Source organism: Ruegeria sp. HKCCD7296 (assembly GCF_013110775.1).
In the GTDB taxonomy this organism is placed as follows: Bacteria; Pseudomonadota; Alphaproteobacteria; order Rhodobacterales; family Rhodobacteraceae; genus Ruegeria.
The window spans coordinates 37165-58040 of sequence record NZ_WVRF01000010.1 but is presented as its reverse complement, the minus strand read 5'-3'; the positions used below and the strand labels follow the sequence as shown (position 1 = coordinate 58040).

Here is a 20876-nt window from a genome sequence, read left to right as displayed (position 1 = left end):
ATGCAATAAACGCTCTGAACCGGCGGCTAGACGCGTTAACCTCCGTTTTCCACTTCCAAAGGGGCGTACTGTCCTTCGGGTAATCCCACAGCTCTATATGCTTCAACAAATGGACGAATAAGTTCATCCGGTCGCGCAAAACGCCGGTACATCCAAACGATATCGGCGATTTTAATATTTGGGCGGATTCTGTTGAGCCTGTCTCTCGCCGCCAATGCGGCGCTATGTGGACCAAGCTCGGCCAAAATCGCGACCTCAATCGAAACCGACCACCACAGATCAGGCTGCGCACCTTTGCCGTACGTTTCCAATGCTGTTTCATAATCCTCATTTAGGAAGTGATACTCGGCAAGCGCCTGGAACCAGTTCGGGTCTGCTGCATTTGGGTCAAGGGCAATTGCGTTATCAACAAGAGCAGCGCCCAATTCCAGACGCCCGGACCAAATGAACTCGTAACCGATCTGGCCCTGCAGATAACGGTCTGTCCCTAACGCGAGTGCGGTCTCCGCAGATGAGAAAAACCCATCAAGATCGCGCTGAATCTGCAAAACAAGAGCCAACAGGTAATGACTACGCGCCGAATACGGATTCAACGAAACGGCCCTGCGGGCGGCATCTTCGGCCCGAGCGATTTTTTCGTCCTGTGTGCCGTCATACAAACCGGTAAAGAACTTGACGTCCGTCAGAAGCGCCTCGGATAACTGCGCCCAGCCGCGCCAATAATCGGGTTCGTCCTCGACGACACGTTCTATACAACCACGGACGCGCTCTTGAATGTCTCGCCTGTTCATAAACCCGACACGCATCAGAGAACATTCATAAGACGACAAGTGTTCAGGAGATTTCGCGCGCGCGTGCCCGGCATGAATGCGTTTAATCGCGCCACCGGCGTCCCCGACTGCAGAGGCAACTTTTTCAGTAATTTGTAATTGAACGTCGAGAATATTCGATGTTGTGAGACTTTCGTCATACGCATCCGACCAGACCTGAAGGCCTGATGTTGTGTCGATCAGCCGTGCCGTCACGCGAAGGCGTTCTGAAACCTGCCGGACCGAGCCTTCCAGCACATAGTCCGCTCCGAATTTCTGCCTGATACTGCGCGGATCACTTTCTTTCGGATCAACAGTATGGGTGGACTGGCGGGACAATACATTGAGGTCCTGATAACTTCCTAGTTCAACGATGATGTCTTCGCCAATGCCTATCGCCAACAAATCGCGAGCATCAGTGTTGCTAAGGTTTTGAAATGGCAAAACAGCAACCGTCGGGCCAGTTGGTTCCGCCAAAATTACCCTGTCATCGAAAGTCGTGACGTTGGACTGCTCGCGACCAATTCCGATCCACCACGCCAAGAAACCCACCGCGCACAGGCAAATCAGCGCCGATGTGATTGCCATCAATAGGCGTTTGTTTGATAGCCGCCGAGGGGTAGAAGCTCCGTCGTACAAGACCCGGAAAACGCGAACTGGTTCTGCAATGTTCTTAAGTTTTTGCAGGCCAAGATCTTCAAATGCGGCTTCGACCTTGCCCATTGCCTGACCCACGACACTCTCGGAGACCGCGACACCACCAGGGTCGGCCAAACCTTCAAGACGCGAAGCAATATTCACCCCATCACCAAAAAGATCCCCGTCAGCAATCAGGACATCGCCGAGGTTAATACCGATCCGAAGCTGCAGCCGGGATCCATTGGCAAGTGTCGGCGCGGTCCTGGCCACAGCACGCTGAATATCGACACCACAGTTTACGGCATCTACGACCGAAGAAAATTCGACAAGGGCACCGTCTCCCATCAACTTGACGATGCGCCCATTATATCTGTCGATCGTAGGATCAAAAATCTCCGAACGCAGCAATTTGAGAGCGGACAATACCCCCGCTTCATCGTCTCCCATCAACGACGAATACCCAACGACATCTGCAGCCATGATTGCGGCAAGTCGGCGCTGCATAGGACCCTCCTAATCGCAGTCTAACTGATGTCGTAAATTCACGACAGTGCATGCCATGCCGGCTCGCTGCATTCGCGATGAATGACGGCTTTGCCCCCATCCTCTGTCGCCACGCGGCAAATCAGCCAGAACAGGCACCTTTATCGTCTGACCTGCACATCAGCCCAGTTTTTTCCCAAAAGGAAGTCAGGATCAAACAGATCGATTTAGATGCCGGATGAACGGTGTAAGGCGAAAATGGCAAGGTTATGCCACTGATGGAAGAACTATCCATCGCCCAAAATCTACTGTGAAACGACATTAACCTTTGACTCCATTGGCAGCCAAAACGTCGTCGAAGAATTCGTTCTCAGGCTTTTTTCAGGGCCGACCGCTCAGAGCTATCCTGACGCGCTGCAGATCAACCGATCAAGCGTTTCGAACTTCTGCTTGATGAAATCGAGCACACGGTTTGACGAGGCTGACGTGCTACGAGCATTTAGTGTGACGCAGCCCAAGTGACGATCGGGATCACCGATTTTTATCGGAAGTGCCGTCAGAGTTTTTTGCCTTTGCATCATGAAGACCACTGAAAACGGCAGAACAGTCAGGGAATCCGAGCCTGTTAGAACGTTCACAACTGCACTCAGCGACCCGCCGGTAAAACTTATTTTGAAGTCTCGCATACCGATACCATCAAGCGTGTTTCGCAAATCACGAAACAGCGGACTGTTGGCGGGTGGCGCAATCCAGGAATACTCGGTGATATCTTCCAGCTTCACCTCTTTCTTGCGCGCCAATGGGTGCCCAACGCGGCAAGCAATGACGTTTCGACCCGGTAGGATTTGACGAAACTCGTACTCATCTGACACGTCTGCCGGGCGCATAGGGAGAATGGCCAAATCCAGAGTTTCGGCGGACAACTGGGACAAAAGCTCGGTAGGGTATCCATAAGATTGGTCGATCCGAATATTGGGGTACTCGGCTTGAAACTCTGCAATAACGTTCGAGATGACACCGTCCATGAAGATCGGCGTGCCAGCAACCCGTACTGCACCGGCAAGACCTTGACGGTGTTCGTCGACAAGACGGCTTGCATGGCGACCAGCGCTCAGAATTCTTTGACCTTCCTGGGCCAAAGCAAGTCCCAGCTCAGTGGGTTGCAATGGCCTTCGGGTTGGCAGGAATAGAGGCTCCCCCACCCTATCCTCCAACAGAGAGACGCTTCTGGAGACACTGGGTTGCGATTTCCCAAGTAAAGCAGCGCCTTCGGTCAATCCGCCGGCTTCGACAATAGCGGCAAGAATCTCGAGATGTCTTGGATCAAGCTTCATAACCCAAAGTTATATTGAGCGTCGATAATTCGATCAAGAGTGCTGTCTTTGCCTGCTAGCGTTTCCTTCAGATCTGCAATCCAGCGCTTGTCAGGAATTCGCCCAATGGCTCTCAGTACCATCAGTATCAATGGCCAGAAAGTCCGGTTCGGCGTAGGTTTGCGTGACGACATCTGCACGGAACTAACAGCGCTGAGATCGAACAAAGCGCTCATCCTTTCGACACCTCAGCAAGTCGATATGGCCATGGAGCTTGCGACAACTGTTGGGGATCGTGCTGCGGGTGTCTTTACGCGAGCAACGATGCACACCCCGGTCGACGTGACGGAAGAAGCGGTTGAACACGCCCTGTCTGTAAATGCGGATAGCATCGTGTCTATCGGAGGAGGCTCAACGATTGGCTTAGGCAAGGCGATTGCCCTTCGGACCGATTTGCCGCAAGTCGCCATCCCGACCACATATGCCGGCAGCGAGGCTACTCCGATCCTGGGTCAGACTGAGGATGGCATCAAAACTACCCTGACAGACCAGAAGGTTCTGCCGCGGGTCATTCTGTACGATCCGGAACTTGTTGCCTCATTGCCGCCCGCAATGACCGTGACCAGCGCCTTGAACGCGATGGCTCATGCCGCCGAGGCGCTTTATGCCAAGGACCGAACTGATGAGACCACGGAATTGGCTATCGACGGTCTGAAGGCGTTTGCAGAGGGACTGCCAACCGTTGTCGGAAACCCCAACGACCTGAAAGCCAGAGAAGAAACGCAGCGTGGTGCATGGGCCTGCGGTACGGTGCTTGGTCTGGTCGGAATGGCGTTGCATCACAAGCTTTGCCATACGCTGGGCGGGTCATTCAATCTGCCACACGCGGAAACCCATGCGATCATTTTGCCCCATGCCATCGCCTACAACGCGGTGGGTGTGCCAGAGCTGCTGGAACCCGTGTCAAATATTCTCGGTGGCTCTAAGCCAGGCCAGGCGCTTTGGAATTTTGCCAAAAGCATGGGCGCGCCGATGGCTTTAAAGGACCTTGGACTTTCCAAGGCCGATCTGGATCGCGCCACCGAAATCGCACTCAACAACCCGTATTGGAACCCGCAACCGGTCACTGCTGATGGGCTGCGGGCGCTTCTTCAAAACGCGTGGGCAGGCACTGCCCCAAGCGTTTGACTTCACCGTGTCAAGGGAGGGACACATGATCACACGACGCAAATTGCTGCAATCCAGCGCTGCAACCGGCCTGGGATTGGCCGCCGGCACGCTCGCTGCGCCCGCTATCGCTCAGGGCGCCAAGATCAAGTTGGGCTATGTCAGCCCGCAATCAGGTCCTCTGGCCGCCTTCTCCGAGGCAGACAAGTTTATTCTGGAGAATTTCGCCGCATCCGAAGCCGGTGCGAATTTCGAAGTCATCGTCAAAGACAGCCAGTCGAACCCGAACCGAGCGGCAGACGTCGCGGGCGAACTGATCGTGGATGATGAGATCGACCTGATGCTGGTCGCTTCGACACCCGAAACGACCAACCCGGTTGCCTCGACCTGTGAGGCCGAGGAAGTGCCGTGTATTTCCACCGTTACGCCCTGGCAGCCATGGTTCATCGGCCAGCAGGGCAATCCCGGTGATCCAGCCAGCTGGGAGCCGTTCTATTACGCTTATCACTTCTTCTGGGGCCTTGAGGACGTAATCTCGGTTTTCACGGCAATGTGGAACCAGTTGGAGACCAACAAGCAGGTCGGTGCGCTGTTCCCGAATGACGGCGATGGCAACGCTTGGGGCGACCCAAATGTAGGTTTCCCGCCTGTTCTCTCAGAGTTGGGTTACACATTGACGGATCCCGGGCGGTACCAGAACCTTACCGATGATTTCTCGTCCCAGATCAACGCGTTCCGGCAGGCGAATGTTGAAATCGTAACCGGCGTTCCGATCCCGCCTGACTTCACCACTTTTTGGAGCCAGGCCAAACAGCAAGGCTTCACCCCGAAAGCCGCGAGCATTGGCAAGGCCATCTTGTTCCCGCAAGCCGTCGAAGCTTTGGGCAACGCAGGCAACAACCTGAGCTCTGAAGTTTGGTGGTCCCCCACCCATCCGTTCTCGTCATCGCTGACCGGCGCAAGCTCGGCTGAACTGGCGCAAGGGTACATGGCCGCCACCAACCGTCAGTGGACCCAACCCATCGGCTTTGTGCATGCGCTGTTCGAAATGGCAGCAAACGTCATGGGCCGGGTTGATGACGCGGGTGATGGGGATGCAGTGGCCGAAGCCATCGCAGCTACGCAGCTTGACTCCATTGTTGGCCGGATCGCGTTTGATGGTGCGGGCCTGCCGCCCTTCGCTGCGCAGAACGTTGCCAAAACGCCCCTGGTCGGGGGGCAATGGAGGCTGCTCGACAATGGCAGCTATGATCTTGTGATCGTCGACAACTCTTCCGCGCCCGAAATTCCGACCGCGGGTGTGATGGAAGAAATCTCCTGATCGCAATGAAATCAACGCCCCGGATTTATTCCGGGGCAGGAACACCGGTATGACCATTCTTTCGCTTAAAAACGTCTCGAAAAGCTTCGGTGCTCTGACCGTCACCGACGATGTCAGCTTCGACGTCGAGCAAGGCCAAGCCCTTGGGATCATTGGCCCAAACGGGGCCGGGAAGTCGACGCTGTTCAACCTGATCACGGGCAACCTGACCTCTGATGCGGGATCGATCCATTTCGATGGTGCTGACGTTACTCGGGTGCCACCTATGCAACGATGCTTGTCGGGCATAGGGCGATCGTTCCAGATCCCTCAGCCGTTTGATCATCTGACTGTATTCGAGAACCTGCTGGTGGCTGCGACGCATGGACAGAACAAGTCCGAACACGAGGTCGAACAGAACTGCGCCCGCATTCTTGAGCAAACGGAATTGCTGGAAGTGGCCAATGACACAGCTGGTGGATTGCGGCTGCTGCAACGCAAACGGCTAGAGCTGGCGCGCGCCATGGCAACAAACCCAAAGCTGTTGCTGCTGGATGAAATCGCCGGAGGGCTGACCGATGCGGAATGCACCGCGCTGATCAACACGATCAAGGGGCTGCATAGCAGTGGCGTCACGATCATCTGGATCGAACATGTCCTGCATGCGCTCACATCGGTCGTTGAACGGCTGCTGGTTCTGGATTTCGGGAAGGTGATCGGTCTGGGCGATCCGGACGAGATCATGAACAGCCGGGAAGTCAAAGAAATCTATCTAGGGATCGAAGTCTGATGAGCCTGCTACAGACCCATTCGCTGACCGCCCACTACGGAGATTTCCAAGCCCTGTTTGGCGTGGATGTGCATCTGGATGAAGGCGAAACAGTTGCCATCATCGGTGCAAACGGGGCGGGCAAATCGACCCTCATGCGCTCGATCTCGGGTGTTCTGACCAACGGGACAGACCAAGTGCGCTTTGACGGACAGCCCATCGGAGACCTCGGTGCGGACGAGATCATGGCGCGCGGAGTGGCCATGGTACCCGAGGGGCGTCGGCTGTTTCCTTCCCTAAGTGTCGAGGAAAACCTACTGATCGGAACCTATGGCCGAAAGGTATCGGGCCATTGGTCCCTGCAAACAATCTACGACCTGTTCCCAATCCTGAAAGAGCGCCGGAACCATCCCGGTACAGCCCTGTCTGGCGGGCAACAGCAGATGGTTGCAATCGGTCGCGCTCTGATGAGCAATCCCCGCGTTCTGCTATGCGATGAGATCAGCCTTGGCCTCGCACCTGTAGTCATCAAGGACATCTACGATGCCGTCCCTCGCATTCAGGAGGCCGGAGCCAGCCTCATCGTTGTGGAACAGGATATTGGCCAGGCAATGAAGGTCTCCGACCGCGTCTATTGCATGATGGAAGGCCGCGTCACACTGGAAGGCACAGCAGACACGCTCAGTCGCGAGGCCATACACGACGCCTATTTCGGAGGAGCCGCCGCATGATCTGGATCGATACCATCATTCAGGGTGTTTTGCTGGGCGGGCTTTATGCGCTGTTTGCAGCAGGCCTTAGCCTTGTGTTCGGGATCATGCGCTTGGTTAATCTGGCCCATGGTGATCTGATCGTCTTTGCCGCCTATCTGATCCTTCTGTTGGTCTCGCTGCTAGGGCTCTCTCCGTTTCTGGCAGCCATCCTTGCCGCACCGATCATGTTTGGCGTGGGTTGGGCTTTGCAGAGACATGTGCTGAACCGCGTGCTGGGGTCTGATATCCTGCCGCCCTTACTTGTGACGTTCGGTTTGTCGGTCGTCTTGCAGAACGCATTACTCGAAGGCTTCTCGGCGGATAGCCAGCGGCTCCCTGCGGGCGAAATCGCAACGGCGTCCGTTCAGATGGGCGGGCTGAACCTCGGCGTTCTGCCGTTGCTGACCTTTGCCTCGGCGATCCTTGTGATTGTCGGTCTGAACCAGCTTTTCTATCGGACGGAACTGGGCCGTGCGTTCCGCGCGACCTCGGATGATGCGGTGACGGCGGGTTTGATGGGCATCCGCCCAGAACGTATTTTCGCGACCGCGACAGCCATCGCAATGCTCGTGGTGACCTTGGCAGCGCTTTATCTGGGAATGCGGGCGAATTTTGACCCCAATATCGGCCCAGCGCGCCTGATCTATGCCTTTGAGGCTGTGATCATTGGTGGCCTCGGCAGCCTATGGGGCACGCTTGTCGGAGGCATCATTATCGGTGTCGCTCAGACTGTCGGCGCGGCGATCAATCCCGAGTGGCAAATCCTGGCCGGTCACCTGGCCTTTCTTATCGTGCTTCTGATCAAACCCAGGGGCCTGTTTCCAAGGGCGGTGGACTGATGGCTGATATTTCGACGTACCGTGTCCAGACCCAGACCCGCGCCTCTTATAGCGCCGGAGCTGTCTGTATCGCTTTGATCATCCTGTTCATCCTGCTGCCGACATTTGCCAGTCGGGGATTGATCCAGGACTTGTTTTTTATCTTCACCATGCTGGTGCTGGCACAGTTCTGGAACTTGCTCGCGGGGTACGGCGGTTTGGTCTCGGTCGGTCAGCAAGCCTTTGTCGGTATGGGTGCTTACGCCATGTTCGGCGGTGTCATCCTTTGGGGCATGGACCCTGTTCCGGCGATCCTGCTGGGCGGTGTTGCGGCCCTGATTGTTGCAATACCCACGGCTTTCTTCGCCTTCCGGCTGCAAGGGGCCTATTTCGCCATCGGCACGTGGGTCATCGCCGAGGTCATGCGCCTGCTGGTGGCCCAATGGAAAGTGCTGGGTGGCGGCACCGGAACTTCTCTGCCCCGCACCGCAACGCGTGAGATGTGGGCGACTGACTGGATCCAGACCGCGTTTGATGTGCGCGGCGCTGCAGCGCGGGATATCCTGACCTATTGGCTGGCCTTGGTGCTGGTAATCGCAACGATTGCAGGCATCTATTGGCTGCTCAGAACCAAACGCGGGCTGGCGCTGGCTGCGGTCCGCGACAACGTCGAAGCAGCGAAATCCGTCGGCGTCGATGCGGTGCGGATGAAGTGGCTGGTCTACTTGGTCTCCGCCGCAGGAACCGGGCTGACCGGCGCTCTGATCTATGTGCAAAAGCTGCGGATTTCGCCGGATGCTGCGTTCTCGGTCACCGACTGGACGGCCTATGTGATCTTCATCGTCGTGATCGGCGGAATTGGCACCATCGAAGGCCCGATCCTGGGCGTGCTGATCTTCTTCATCTTGCAGAGCCTGCTGGCCGACTACGGCTCCTGGTACCTCATGGTGCTTGGTCTAATCGGGATCGCCGTCATGCTCTTCGCCCCCCGCGGTCTGTGGGGGCTGATCTCAGAAAAGACTGGGCTGCAGATTTTCCCTGTGCGCCGTCGCCTTGTGCTGACGAACCCAAAGGACGGCCTCAACTCAATTCAATCTGACAAACAGAGGGAGGCGTAACATGGCCACCATCACAACGGATGTCCTGATCATCGGGACCGGCCCAGCGGGGTCTGCAACGGCGGCTTTGCTGTCCAGCTACGGCGTCGAGAATATGGTCATCAACCGCTATCGCTGGCTGGCCAATACGCCGCGGGCACATATCACCAATCAGCGCACGATGGAGGTGCTGCGCGACCTTGGTCACGAGGTTGAAGCAGAGGCCTACATGCACGCAGCGCATCAGGACTTGATGGGTGAAAATGTGTTCTGCGAAAGCCTCGCGGGCGAGGAAATCGGACGGATGAAAAGCTGGGGTAATCATCCTCTGTCCAAGGCTGAACACCTGCTGTCCAGCCCGACGATGATGAACGACCTACCGCAGACATTCATGGAACCGATCCTGTTCGGTACGGCCTGCCGCCGAGGCACGCAAGCGCGGATGAGCACCGAATACTTGCGACATGAGCAAGATGCAGATGGTGTGACAACGACGTGTTTGGATCGTTTGTCGGGCGAAGAAATCACGATCCGGTCGAAATATTTGGTCGGCGCGGATGGGGGCAATTCTCTGGTCGCCGAACATGCCGGTCTGCCTTTCGAAGGTCAGATGGGTGTCGGCGGGTCCATGAACATCCTGTTCCGGGCAGATCTCAGTAAATACGTCGCGCATCGGCCATCGGTCCTCTATTGGGTGATGCAACCCGGCGCGAATGTCGGTGGCATCGGCATGGGTCTGGTCCGCATGGTCCGCCCATGGAACGAATGGCTCATTGTTTGGGGCTATGACATCAACCAACCAGCGCCCGAAGTTGACGAGGCCATGGCTACGCAGGTTGCGCGCCAGCTTGTTGGCGACCCCGAGCTTGAAATCGAATTGATCAGCGCCAACACCTGGACCGTCAACAACATGTACGCGACCCATATGCAGAAGGATCGCGTGTTCATCATGGGTGATGCGGCGCACCGCCATCCGCCGTCAAACGGGCTGGGGTCGAACACGTCGATTCAGGATAGCTTCAACCTCGCCTGGAAACTGGCGGCTGTCCTGAAAGGTCATGCAGGAGAAAACCTGCTGGACAGCTACAGCGAAGAACGTGCGCCAGTGGCAAAGCAGATCGTCACACGGGCCAATCAATCCATCGGTGAATTCGGACCGATCTTTGAATCGCTCGGAATGGCCGAAGGCGTCGACCCAGAGGTCATGCAAAGCAACCTTGAGGCGCGCTCAGGATCAACGCCTGAAGCCGCAGCACAAAGACAAGCCATCCGCGAGGCGATTGCCTTCAAGAAGTATGAGTTCGATGCACATGGCGTGGAAATGAACCAACGCTACGACTCCTGTGCGATTGAAACGGATGGTCAACCCAATCCCGGTTTTGATCAGGATGCCGAGCTGCACTACCAGCCGACGACATGGCCCGGTGCGCGCATTCCGCATGTCTGGGTGTTCGATCATGACACCGGGAACAAGCATTCAACGCTGGATCTGTGCGGTCGTGGAGAATTCACTGTGCTGACCGGGATTGGTGGCGAGGCATGGGTAAAAGCAGCCGAGATGATCGCGAAAGAGCTGGGCATGCCCATTCGCTGTCACGTTATCGGCCCGCGCCAGACCTATGTTGACCACACCGGGGATTGGGCGCGCGCGTCCGAGATTTCGGATACAGGCTGTTTGTTGGTCCGTCCTGATCAACATGTGGCGTGGCGCTCAGCCGATATGGTTGCGGATGCCGAAGCCGAACTGCGTCGCGCGCTGACAACAGTACTTTCGCGATGAGCCAATCTGGAGCAAACTTACACAAGTCAGGAGGCCAAAATGGACTCGCATGAGATGGGATACTTTACCGAAGAAAACTCGGCCGAGGTCGTCACCGCACGGAACAAAAACGCAGAAAGCGAACGGCTGAAGCAGGTGATGGAGGTCATCACGCGAAAGCTCCATGAAGCCGTGAAGGAAATTGAACCAACGCAGCAGGAGTGGTTTGAGGCGATCATGTTCCTGACCAAGGTCGGGCACATGTGCGATGACTGGCGGCAAGAATACATTCTCCTGTCCGATGTTCTGGGCGTGTCGATGCTGGTGGATGCCGTGAATTCTCGTCGTCCAACCGGTGCCTCCGAGAACACCGTGCTGGGTCCTTTCCATGTGGGCGGCGCGCCGGAATATGAGATGGGGCACAACATTTGTCTCGACCAAAAGGGTGAGGACATGGTGGTGCGGGGTCGTGTCACCGATGTGGAAGGCAGCCCGTTGGAAGGCGTCAAGATTGATGTCTGGCAAGCCAATGATGACGGGTTTTACGACGTACAACAGAAAGGCATTCAGCCCGATTTCAACCTGCGCGGCGTCTTCACAACCGGTGTTGATGGGACCTATTGGTTCCGTGCGGTGCGGCCAAAGAACTATCCAATCCCGGATGACGGGCCGGTTGGCGATCTGTTGAAGCGTCTGGGACGGCACCCGTTTCGGCCAGCGCATCTGCACTATATCGTGTCGAAAGACGGGTATGACGACCTGACAACCCATATCTTTGATCCCGATGACAAATACATCAACTCGGACGCAGTATTTGGGGTCAAAGAGAGTCTGATCGCAGAGTTCAATCGCGTCGATGACCCGGCACGATCTACAGAAGTTGGCTTTGAGGGCCCGTATTGGGACGTTGAATTCGATTTCGTTCTTGCCCCCAAAGAGGCGTGACATGGCAGAGCCTTGTATAATTTGCGTCGCGATCACCGGGTCATTGCCGACCAAGGCCAACAACCCGGCGGTGCCGATAAAGGTCGAGGAACAAATCGAAAGCACACACGCGGCATTCGAGGAGGGAGCGACGATCTGCCATGCTCATGTTCGCAACGATGATCAAACACCGTCGAGCGACCCTGAGAAGTTCGCAAGGTTGAAAGAGGGGCTGGAGAAACACTGCCCCGGTATGATCATTCAGTTTTCAACCGGAGGACGGTCCGGAGCGGGCAAGACGCGTGGTGGCATGTTGCCGTTGCGACCGGACATGGCCTCTTTGTCGGTAGGATCGAACAACTTCCCCACACGCGTCTACGAAAACCCGCCCGATCTGGTCGACTGGTTGGCGGCTGAGATGGTGACGTATGACATCAAGCCTGAGATCGAAGCCTTCGATCTCAGCCATATTCTGAAAGCGGCTGAGATGCACACGAAAGGGCAGATAAAAAACACGCCCTATGTGCAGTTCGTCATGGGTGTCAAAAACGCAATGCCTGCTGATCGGGACGTCTTTGATTTCTACGTGAAAACTGTCAACCGGCTGTTTCCGGGGGCACCTTGGTGTGCGGCCGGCATCGGTGCGCAACAAGAGGTTCTGAACCACTGGGCGATTTCCTCAGGTGGTCATGCGCGAACAGGGTTAGAAGATAACGTGCGCCTGGATCGCAATACGCTGGCACCATCAAACGCAGCGCTCGTGATGCGGACTGCTGAAATCTGCGCCCAGTACAATCGTCCGGTTGCCACAGTTGATCAGGCACGAGACATTCTGGGGCTGTAAATCGGGATTACGGACTATCAAGAAATGACTACCCCGGGCCAAAACGACAGGTCTAAGGCTCGAATTTACTTTGCGGCGGTGTTCGCTCAAGTTCTTGCGTGATCGGGATATGGTCGGCAACATCACCCGGCGGTAGCTGGAATTGACCTTTGAACCAATCCGCCGCCTTCCATGCCTTTTTGACTTGCTCAATCATGTCTCTGGAAAATGAAACGAAGTTCCACCAGCCACAACGCACCTCCCTCAGCGATGCGCGTAAGGTTGCGATAAGACGCATACCCTATTCACCTGTGCGAACGCTTGTTTTGCCACCAGGTCCAAGGATCATCATTTGCCCCAGCAACTGAAAATGCACATCTGGCGAAAGTATGACACCGACGCAGAATGTCTCAGACTGCATCGTAATGGGGCTGGATTTTCCACAAGCCGCTCTTGGCTGTGTTCTGGCACACAGTAATCTCTGGGTATTTGTCTTCCGGCGCAGCTTCTCCAATTTCAAAAAAACAGCCTTCTGCACGATCGATAAGACAAACGGCAGCATCAAGACGACGTCGTGTTGCGAAGTTGTCAGCCTAAAATTTTGGTCGCCTGAATAGGTTTAGTCAGAATTCTCTTCTTCGCAGTAAATAAATTCGGATTTTTGACTTTGTTAAATAAGCGCGTACAATTTCAACAGCTTTAGACGCAAAATCCGCAAGTTGAGCCACCTTCACAGAGACGAAGAGAGAAATGCGGGTCGTACGGGAGGGGGATATGAGGAAACTATCTGTTTGGCTTTTTGCTTTCGTGTTGCTTACCGGCTGCTGGGAGAAGGAAGAAGAAGCGACCGAAACAACAATCCGACCTGTCAGAGCAACTGAGATTTCTGACCTTTCGAGTTTGCATGATCGTTACTTTGTGGGAACGGCCAGAGCTGCACGCGAAGTATCATTGGCCTTTCGCGTGCCGGGCAATGTTGTTGGCGTCGACGTTCAGGTTGGTGACCTTGTGACGAAAGGTGCTGTTGTCGCGGCCTTGGATCCGGCCCCCTACCAGGCTGAAGTCGATCGGCTTACTGCTGAGCTTGAGAGCGCGCAGGCGACGTTCGAAAACGCCAAATTGCAAACAGATCGGCAGCGATCGTTGGTTGAAAAAGATGTTGCCGCTCAGGCGACACTCGACCGGTTTGTTGCAGGCGAAACGTCGGCTCAGGCAGCAATCAATTCTGTTCAAGGCGCACTGGACAGAGCGACTTTGGATTTAACCTATACGAGCTTGGCCGCACCGTTCGATGGTCGTGTTGTCGCCAAATACATTGAAGATTTTGAAGAAGTCGCAGCACAAACTCCAGTGCTGCGCATTCTGGATGCCGAGCACATCGAAGTGGTGATCGATATCCCCGAACGATACATTGCCCTGATCCCGCACATTGAAGACATAACCGTCACTTTTGACGCTTTGGGGGACGTTGTTCTACCCGCAGAAATTAGTGAGATTGGATCAGAGGCTTCGGCGACGACGCGAACATTTCCTGTCACATTGATAATGGAGCAGCCCGAAGATGCACTTGTTCTTCCGGGTATGGCGGGGCGCGTTCGCGGCAAGCCAAAGGAGGGGCACGAACCATTCGATGCGATCATGGTTCCTGCCAGCGCGGTTTTCGTGCCTGAAGGGGAAACCGATCCGCATGTCTGGGTATTTGATACCGGCTCAGAAACCGTAACGGCAAGGAAGGTTTCGCTTGGCACTCCACGGTCGCAAGGGGTGGCCGTTAGCGAGGGGCTGGAATTTGGTGACGTGGTTGTCACTGCCGGGGCAAACTCTCTGCGAGAAGGTCAGAAAGTTTCGCTGCTTTCTGAGGACACGGACTAATGGGTTTGGCGGCTTTTTCGATCCGCAACGCCAAATTTGTTTGGTTCACTGTCGTCATGCTCACGTTGGGCGGCATTTCAGCATTCTTTAGCCTTGGGCAGTTGGAAGACCCCGAATTCACAATCAAGACTGCTGTTGTGACCACCCTCTATCCCGGTGCCAGCCCGGCCGAAGTTGAGCAGGAGGTTACCGAACGGATCGAACTAAAACTCCAAGAGATCAAAGAGATTGACTACATCTCGAGCGAAAGCAGGGCGGGTGTGTCGACAATCAAAGTCGAGATCCGCCCGAACTATTGGTCGGATCAACTACCGCAGATCTGGGACACGTTGCGTCGCAAAGTCAGAGACGTTGAAACAGACCTGCCACCAGGTGCTGGTCGTCCTGCGATCAATGATGATTTCGGTGATGTTTTCGGTCTACTTCTGGCGATGACGTCTGATGGCTTCTCCGCCCGCGAGCTTGACGATTTTGCCGAAGACTTCAAACGAGAGCTTTCGTTGATCGACGGCGTTGGCCGAGTCGATCTTTGGGGGGATCGCGATAGGGTCATCTATTTGGAGACACGGGAAGAAGCCTTGGCAGCGTTGGGTGTTTCGGCTCAGACCATCCTCAATACCTTGCAAACCCAAAACGCGATTGTGGATGCAGGCCGCGTAAATATCGGCGACTATCGCATGCGCATTGCGCCAAGCGGCACATTCACCAGCCCGAAAGACATCGCTGATTTGGTTGTTCGGCCAAGCGGTCTGGACCAAGCTCAAAGCGGCCAGCGCCGTGGACCAGAGTTACTTAGGCTTGGTGAAATCGTTGAGGTCCAGGAAGGCTATGCTGATCCACCGACGACCATGATGCGTTATAACGGCCTTCCATCTATTGGTTTGGCGATATCCTTCCAGTCTGGTGTCAACGTTGTCAGCGTTGGTGAGGCCGTAGACGCCAGAGTAACGGAACTGATCGCAGGCCTGCCGGTAGGCATCGAGGTCGAACGGGTTCATTGGCAATCTGACGACGTGAATCTGGCAGTCAGCAGCTTCTTAGTCAGCCTTGGACAAGCTGTCGCGATTGTTCTGGTCGTTTTGACCCTGGCGATGGGTGTTCGCATGGGGATCATAATAGGTAGCGGATTGATCCTGACGATACTTGCCACCTTTATCCCGCTCGCGATGCTAGGAATAGATCTTCAACGCATGTCCTTGGGCGCGTTGATCATTGCGCTTGGTATGATGGTCGATAACTCGATCGTGGTTGCAGATGGCGCCATGGTTCGAATGTCACAGGGAATGGACCGGGCGAAAGCCGCTATCGACGCTGCCACGCGCCCCGCTATGTCTCTGCTTGGTGCAACATTTGTTGCGGTTATGGCTTTCTACCCAATCTTTGCCTCCGTTGAGAGCGCGGGAGAATACTGCCGGACGCTGTTTTCGGTGGTCGGAATTGCGTTGTTGGTCAGTTGGTTGTTATCGATGACAGTCACGCCTTTACAGTGCGTGGCCATGCTGCCGGACCCAAAGGGTGGAGCCAAAGAGACCTTTGACACCGGTCTATACGCCGTATACCGCCGCTTTCTGGCCGCCGCGATCCGGGTTCGCTATCTGACGATCGGAGTGGCCGTCGCTGCGCTGGTTATTGCCGGGATCGGGTTTGGGACCGTTACACAGTTGTTCTTCCCGACCTCTTCGATGACCAAGTACATGATCGACTATTACGCCCCTGAAGGAAACCGGATCGAAGCGGTTTCCGAAGCCATCACGCGGATCGAAGCGCAGGTGGAAATGGATGATCGCGTGACCGGTATCGCAAGCTTTGTCGGCGCTGGCCCGCCGCGTTTCTACTTGCCGGTCGACCCTGAAGGAATAAACCCGTCCTACGCGCAAGTCATCGTGAACGTCGAGGATTATCGCGTCATTCCAGAGATGACCAAAGAGATCTCGCTTTGGATTGCAGCCAATATGCCCGAGGCGACCTCCTTCACACGTCAATTCGGTGTGGGGCCCAGCAATACTTGGGCGTTCGAAAACCGCATCATCGGCCCAGCGGATGCCGATCCCGAGACTTTACGCGAAATTGGCGACAGAGCCGTCGCGATACTGGATCAGCACCCATGGACAAAGGTAGCACGCACCGATTGGCGCAACCGTGTCCTGAAAACAGTCCCCGACTATGACCAGGATCGGGCACGATGGACCGGCATCACATATGAAGATCTTGGGAATACGACAAAGCGTGCATTCGACGGACGCTCAGTCGGCCTCTACCGCGAAGGTGACGAGTTGTTGCCCATTATTGTTCGACCGGGCGCGGACGACGTGGCTGCCGTGGATAACTTTGAACTGCTGCAACTGCAGTCACCGTTTTCTGTCGAGCCTGTTCCACTGGCGCAGGTTGTTCGCGGTGTGAATATCCAACCCGAGGACCCCACGATCAATCGCCGCGACCGGCGCCGTGTTTTGACCGTTCAGGCCAATCCGATCGACAGTGTCACTCTGCCCAGCTATCGCGCTGCAGTTCTCGCTGATTTTGACGCTTTGGAGGCTGACTTGCCGCCGGGCTATAGCATGGAATGGGGCGGAGAATACGAAGACACGGTGTCTGCGCAAGCGTCCTTGATTCCGGGGATGATACCTGCGTTTTCGATCATGGCGCTTATCGTCGTCGGACTATTCAACTCATACCGCAGACCGCTGGTCATTTTCCTGACCGTGCCGTTTGTGCTGATAGGCATTGTTCCGAGCTTGCTGCTCACGAATACACCTTTTGGGTTCGTAGCACTGCTGGGGGGCATGAGCCTGGCGGGCATGATGATCAAAAACGCAATCGTTCTGATCGACCAGATCAACGATAACTTGGCCGAAGGTCAGCCGGGCTATGACGCGGTTTTGAATGCAGGGGCCTCACGGCTTCGCCCCGTGGTACTGGCCGCGGCCACGACAGTTCTGGGTGTGATACCGCTGCTGCCAGACGTGTTCTGGGTGGGTCTTGCCGTTACGATCATGGGCGGGCTAACGGTGGGCACGATGCTCACAATGATATTGGTCCCGGTTTTGTTCGCCACGCTGAGTGGCATTCGACATTCACCGAAAGCCGTTTGATATCGCCTTTCAAACGGTCTTTAGATCGCCTTTGCAAAGCAGGCGGCTTTTGAGTTTAGGTATTAATTTCTGGGGGGAGTAAATTGGACAATACGGTACTGTACTTCTTAGTTGGCATCTTCGTGGTTGGTCTAATCTCGTTGGGATACTTCGCCAGAGGTAGCGGAGCGCTTTGGGTGATTGTGGTGTTGTTGAGTGTGTTGGTGGTAATGATTGCATTTTTTGGAGGTTACTTCGGCGAAACTCCCAAGTGAGGCTGGTTGCGGGAAGCACCAGTTGAACCGAGCACAAGGCTCTTTGCTCCAAGCTTTTGCTTTTCGATCGAATAGATGGATTGCCTGTTTTAACTCACCACTTCTTTCATGGTGGCCGGGGTTGCAGCATGGCACCTGCTAAGTGGTAATCGCGCGGCCGAGGTCACCCGCATGTTCTCGATGGCAAAGTGGATGGCCGTTCTGGTCACCCCTCTGCAGATCGTTGCTGGCGATCTTCATGGTTTAAACACACTGGAGCATCAGCCGCAGAAAGTGATGGCGATGGAAGGTCCGTATTGAGGCCCAGATCAACCGCTACCACCCTCAACGGTGCCAAACTGTGCCGGGTAATGGCTGAAAAGTGCCCGTTTGAACGTTTCAGGTCGGACAGACTTCAAGATGCGTCCAAGTTTTGGCCGATCGTTCAACCAGATTGGGGTCTTCGATGGATCGAACACCATGACCGATCCTCTGCGGGTTCAGCTTTTCAATTGTCTCTACGACGCTGTCTGCTCCTGCCAACTCGCCCGCATGGGCAATACAATTCAGACCGGCTTATCTGACAAGTTTGAATGCTGGAATATGCGGATCAATCGGAAAATTGGCTTCATCGCCTGCACATCTCGACACGCCAACATGCAAGGTTCGTCCGCGACTGGGTGACATCGTTCAGTCTCGAGGCGAGCGCCTACGGCGCCCATCCAATGAGGAGAACCAAAGTCACTCAGATTTACACGAAGGCCGGAAACCGTCGAACTGTTCGGCTCCTTCTTGGCTACACCAAGATGGACAGCACCGTCCGATACCTTGGTGTGGAACTTGAGAATGCCCTGGCTATCACCGAAGCCATTGAAATCTAGGACGTGGGGCCGTCTGAGAGGGGCGGCCCAAAAGAGATATTCCCCGTCCCTACGCGTTGCTGTGTTTGCCGCCCGTGTTGCCGACAATCGCTACGAGCGCAAGATTGGACACCAGAGAACTCAGTAAAGGCAGGTATTGCTGACGACGGTCGGATTGAGTGGTTCAGTTACTGGTGGTCGTATAGCCTCGCAAAAGGTATTCAGTAGATGGGAGGGAAAACGTGGAGAGAAAGCTGGCGGTTATACTGGCGGCCGATATGGTCGGCTATACAGCCCGAATGGAGCGGGACGAAACCGGCACGCTTGAAACTCTGTCAGCCCACATGACTGAATTTGTCATCCCGCTTGTTGAACGGAATCGCGGCAAAGTCATAAAATTGCTTGGGGATGGCCTTTTGGCTCAATTCGAAAGCGCCTCAGATGCCGTTTCTTGCGCGCTTGATTGGCAAAAAGCACCGCCAGACGGCAGTGATCCACTTTGCTTCCGCATAGGCATCAATCTAGGTGATATAATTCTGCGCGATGGAGACGTGTTCGGCTCAGGTGTGAATTTGGCTTCACGTCTGGAACAACTCGCTCCACCTGGTGGCGTGCTTGTGTCTGACGCAGTGTATCGCGCCGCAGGCAATCGTCTGCCAATCTCTTGGGAAGACGCGGGGACTTTCAATGTCAAGAACGTTGCCGAGCCCGTACACGCATGGCGGTTTGGCGGATCGGATAGGGACCGCAACCAACGGCCGCATTCGGAGGCAAAACTAAAACCGACAATCGCTGTTTTGCCGTTCCACAATATGAGCAACGATCCAGAACAGATATTTTTTAGCGATGGCATAGCAGAAGACATCATCACCGGCTTGTCGCGTTTTCGCACTCTCCAGTTGGTCTCAAGAAACGCCTCCTTTCGTTTTAGAAGCCAAGAGGCCAATCCGGCTGAAACCGCAGAAGCTTTGGGTGCGGATTATCTTGTGCAGGGCAGTGTACGGAAGGCAGGGAGCCGCGTCAGGATTTCGGTACAGCTTTCCGACGCTAATTCCGGATCACAATTATGGTCGGATCGATATGATCATGAATTGGAGGACGTTCTGGAGGTTCAAGACGATGTGACACGAAGCATCGTGGCGGTCCTTCCCGGGCGCGTCCAGCACGATGTAGCCGATCGTTCAACCAGAAAGCCGGAAAATGAAATGAAGGCTTACGAGCTGATGCTGAAGGGCAAAGCCCTTCGCGACGGCCTGAATGCACGCGATACTGCAAAAGCTCGGGCCCTGCTGGAACGGGCCGTCGCTCTCGATCCGTCAATCGCGAGGTCATTCATGTACCTCTCAGATACATATGTCATAGATCTTTGGCTGGGATTGGCGGACTCTGACGCGGCAGACCATGCATTGCATATCGCTCGAAAGGGAGCGGCGTTGGATAACCAGGATGTCTACATCCAGGACCAACTCGGTTTCGCCTATTTGTGCGCCGGCCTTTGGACAGAGGCTGAAACCCAGTTTGAAAAAACACTGTCTTTGATCGAAACCGAGGCGGAGTCCATGGCTTGGTGCGGATACGCGTTTCTTTTGCTTGGAAGGCATGAGAAGGCGCGAGACGTCGTTTCTGAGGCAATGCAGATGGATCCCCTGCACCCCCCGGCTATCGACTGGATAATGGGACAGATACAATTCTTCTGTGAAGACTTTGAAGCGGCTCTCGGGTTACTGATGGGAGAGGCCCGGCTCAATTCCTTGGCGACGGCTTTCGTGGCTGCCTCCTTCGCGAAGCTTGGTCGCCAGGTCGAAGCCGAGGCAGCCCTACTTGACTTCACAACCGAACGTCGCGACGAACTCATGAGCCGAGACATCCAAGTAAATGAAGAAACCGTTTCTGCCCTCGCTCGTGGATTCCAGACCATGTGGCGGCGACCAGATGATTTCGAACGCCTTGCTGCTGGTCTGCGTGCGGCCGGTTTGCCCAGCTGAACTCAAGTGTAAAAAACACGTTGCAACTCAGTCGAGCTCGAAGCAGACCCTGGACGCATTTTAACCTTTGGGGCTCAGACATATTTCGCTTGGACGAGGACGGCCCAACCAGGGCATTCAATTGAGCATTGCAATGCTGCACTTGCATTGAGCATCGCGGACATTGTTTTGAGGCATTGGC

The 20876-nt window shown here is 55.3% G+C and carries 16 protein-coding genes and 2 pseudogenes; 14 read left to right on the top strand and 4 right to left on the bottom strand.

Going from position 1 to position 20876, the window contains the following annotated elements:
* Positions 1-35 precede the first annotated feature (35 nt).
* Positions 36-1952, bottom strand: a complete 1917-nt coding sequence (locus GS632_RS14135) for an adenylate/guanylate cyclase domain-containing protein (protein ID WP_171238426.1) — start codon at positions 1950-1952, stop codon at positions 36-38.
* 380 nt (positions 1953-2332) lie between these two features.
* Positions 2333-3265 (bottom strand): LysR family transcriptional regulator, encoded by a 933-nt coding sequence (locus tag GS632_RS14130; RefSeq protein ID WP_171238427.1) that lies wholly within the window; start codon positions 3263-3265, stop codon positions 2333-2335.
* A 105-nt stretch (positions 3266-3370) separates the two neighbouring features.
* Between GS632_RS14130 and GS632_RS14125 the strand changes: the two genes are divergently transcribed.
* Genes GS632_RS14125 through GS632_RS14085 form a run of 9 tightly spaced genes read left to right on the top strand, consistent with a single transcriptional unit; the run spans position 3371 to position 12674 of the window.
* Positions 3371-4432 carry a maleylacetate reductase gene (locus GS632_RS14125; protein WP_171235929.1) on the top strand — a complete coding sequence of 354 codons (1062 nt, stop codon included), beginning with the start codon at positions 3371-3373 and terminating at the stop codon, positions 4430-4432.
* 25 nt (positions 4433-4457) lie between these two features.
* Positions 4458-5732: an ABC transporter substrate-binding protein gene (locus tag GS632_RS14120; RefSeq protein ID WP_171722049.1), complete on the top strand. Its 1275-nt coding sequence runs from the start codon at positions 4458-4460 to the stop codon at positions 5730-5732.
* A 49-nt stretch (positions 5733-5781) separates the two neighbouring features.
* Positions 5782-6501 (top strand): ABC transporter ATP-binding protein, encoded by a 720-nt coding sequence (locus GS632_RS14115; RefSeq protein ID WP_171235927.1) that lies wholly within the window; start codon positions 5782-5784, stop codon positions 6499-6501.
* The gene (locus tag GS632_RS14110) at positions 6501-7211 is read left to right on the top strand and encodes an ABC transporter ATP-binding protein (RefSeq protein ID WP_171238429.1); all 711 of its coding nucleotides are present in this window, start codon (positions 6501-6503) and stop codon (positions 7209-7211) included. The genes GS632_RS14115 and GS632_RS14110 overlap by 1 nt, the downstream gene beginning before the upstream one ends.
* On the top strand, positions 7208-8071 hold the full coding sequence (locus GS632_RS14105; RefSeq protein ID WP_171238430.1) for a branched-chain amino acid ABC transporter permease: 864 nt from the start codon (positions 7208-7210) through the stop codon (positions 8069-8071). Before GS632_RS14110 ends, GS632_RS14105 begins: the two co-directional genes overlap by 4 nt.
* On the top strand, positions 8071-9168 hold the full coding sequence (locus tag GS632_RS14100) for a branched-chain amino acid ABC transporter permease (protein WP_171238431.1): 1098 nt from the start codon (positions 8071-8073) through the stop codon (positions 9166-9168). Before GS632_RS14105 ends, GS632_RS14100 begins: the two co-directional genes overlap by 1 nt.
* A 1-nt stretch (position 9169) precedes the next feature.
* Complete coding sequence (locus GS632_RS14095; RefSeq protein WP_171238432.1) at positions 9170-10927, top strand: FAD-dependent monooxygenase; 1758 nt, start codon at positions 9170-9172, stop codon at positions 10925-10927.
* A gap of 39 nt (positions 10928-10966) precedes the next feature.
* The gene (locus tag GS632_RS14090; RefSeq protein WP_171238433.1) at positions 10967-11851 is read left to right on the top strand and encodes an intradiol ring-cleavage dioxygenase; all 885 of its coding nucleotides are present in this window, start codon (positions 10967-10969) and stop codon (positions 11849-11851) included.
* Position 11852: 1 nt separating this feature from the next.
* Positions 11853-12674, top strand: coding sequence for a 3-keto-5-aminohexanoate cleavage protein (locus GS632_RS14085; protein WP_171722048.1), 822 nt, complete (start codon positions 11853-11855; stop codon positions 12672-12674).
* Between the two features lie 52 nt (positions 12675-12726).
* On the opposite strand, the gene GS632_RS14080 is transcribed toward GS632_RS14085, so the two are convergent.
* On the bottom strand, positions 12727-12951 hold the full coding sequence (locus GS632_RS14080) for a hypothetical protein (RefSeq protein WP_171722047.1): 225 nt from the start codon (positions 12949-12951) through the stop codon (positions 12727-12729).
* A 476-nt stretch (positions 12952-13427) separates the two neighbouring features.
* On the opposite strand from GS632_RS14080, the gene GS632_RS14075 reads away from it, so the two are divergent.
* The 3 genes and pseudogenes from GS632_RS14075 to GS632_RS14065 form a co-directional block, all read left to right on the top strand.
* Entirely contained in the window at positions 13428-14525 is a 1098-nt protein-coding gene (locus GS632_RS14075) for an efflux RND transporter periplasmic adaptor subunit (protein ID WP_171181793.1), read from the top strand.
* Positions 14525-17617, top strand: a complete 3093-nt coding sequence (locus GS632_RS14070; protein ID WP_171722046.1) for an efflux RND transporter permease subunit — start codon at positions 14525-14527, stop codon at positions 17615-17617. Before GS632_RS14075 ends, GS632_RS14070 begins: the two co-directional genes overlap by 1 nt.
* A 347-nt stretch (positions 17618-17964) precedes the next feature.
* Positions 17965-18168, top strand: a pseudogene (locus GS632_RS14065) (cytochrome ubiquinol oxidase subunit I); the annotation flags it as partial.
* An 81-nt stretch (positions 18169-18249) separates the two neighbouring features.
* On the opposite strand, the gene GS632_RS22375 reads toward GS632_RS14065, so the two are convergent.
* Positions 18250-18411, bottom strand: coding sequence for a hypothetical protein (locus GS632_RS22375; protein WP_371810072.1), 162 nt, complete (start codon positions 18409-18411; stop codon positions 18250-18252).
* Between the two features lie 71 nt (positions 18412-18482).
* Here GS632_RS22375 and GS632_RS14055 point away from each other — a divergent pair.
* Together GS632_RS14055 and GS632_RS14050 are read left to right on the top strand one after the other, a co-directional pair.
* A pseudogene (locus tag GS632_RS14055) lies at positions 18483-18731 on the top strand (integrase); the annotation flags it as partial.
* Between the two features lie 221 nt (positions 18732-18952).
* Entirely contained in the window at positions 18953-20695 is a 1743-nt protein-coding gene (locus tag GS632_RS14050) for an adenylate/guanylate cyclase domain-containing protein (RefSeq protein WP_171238436.1), read from the top strand.
* Positions 20696-20876 lie beyond the last annotated feature (181 nt).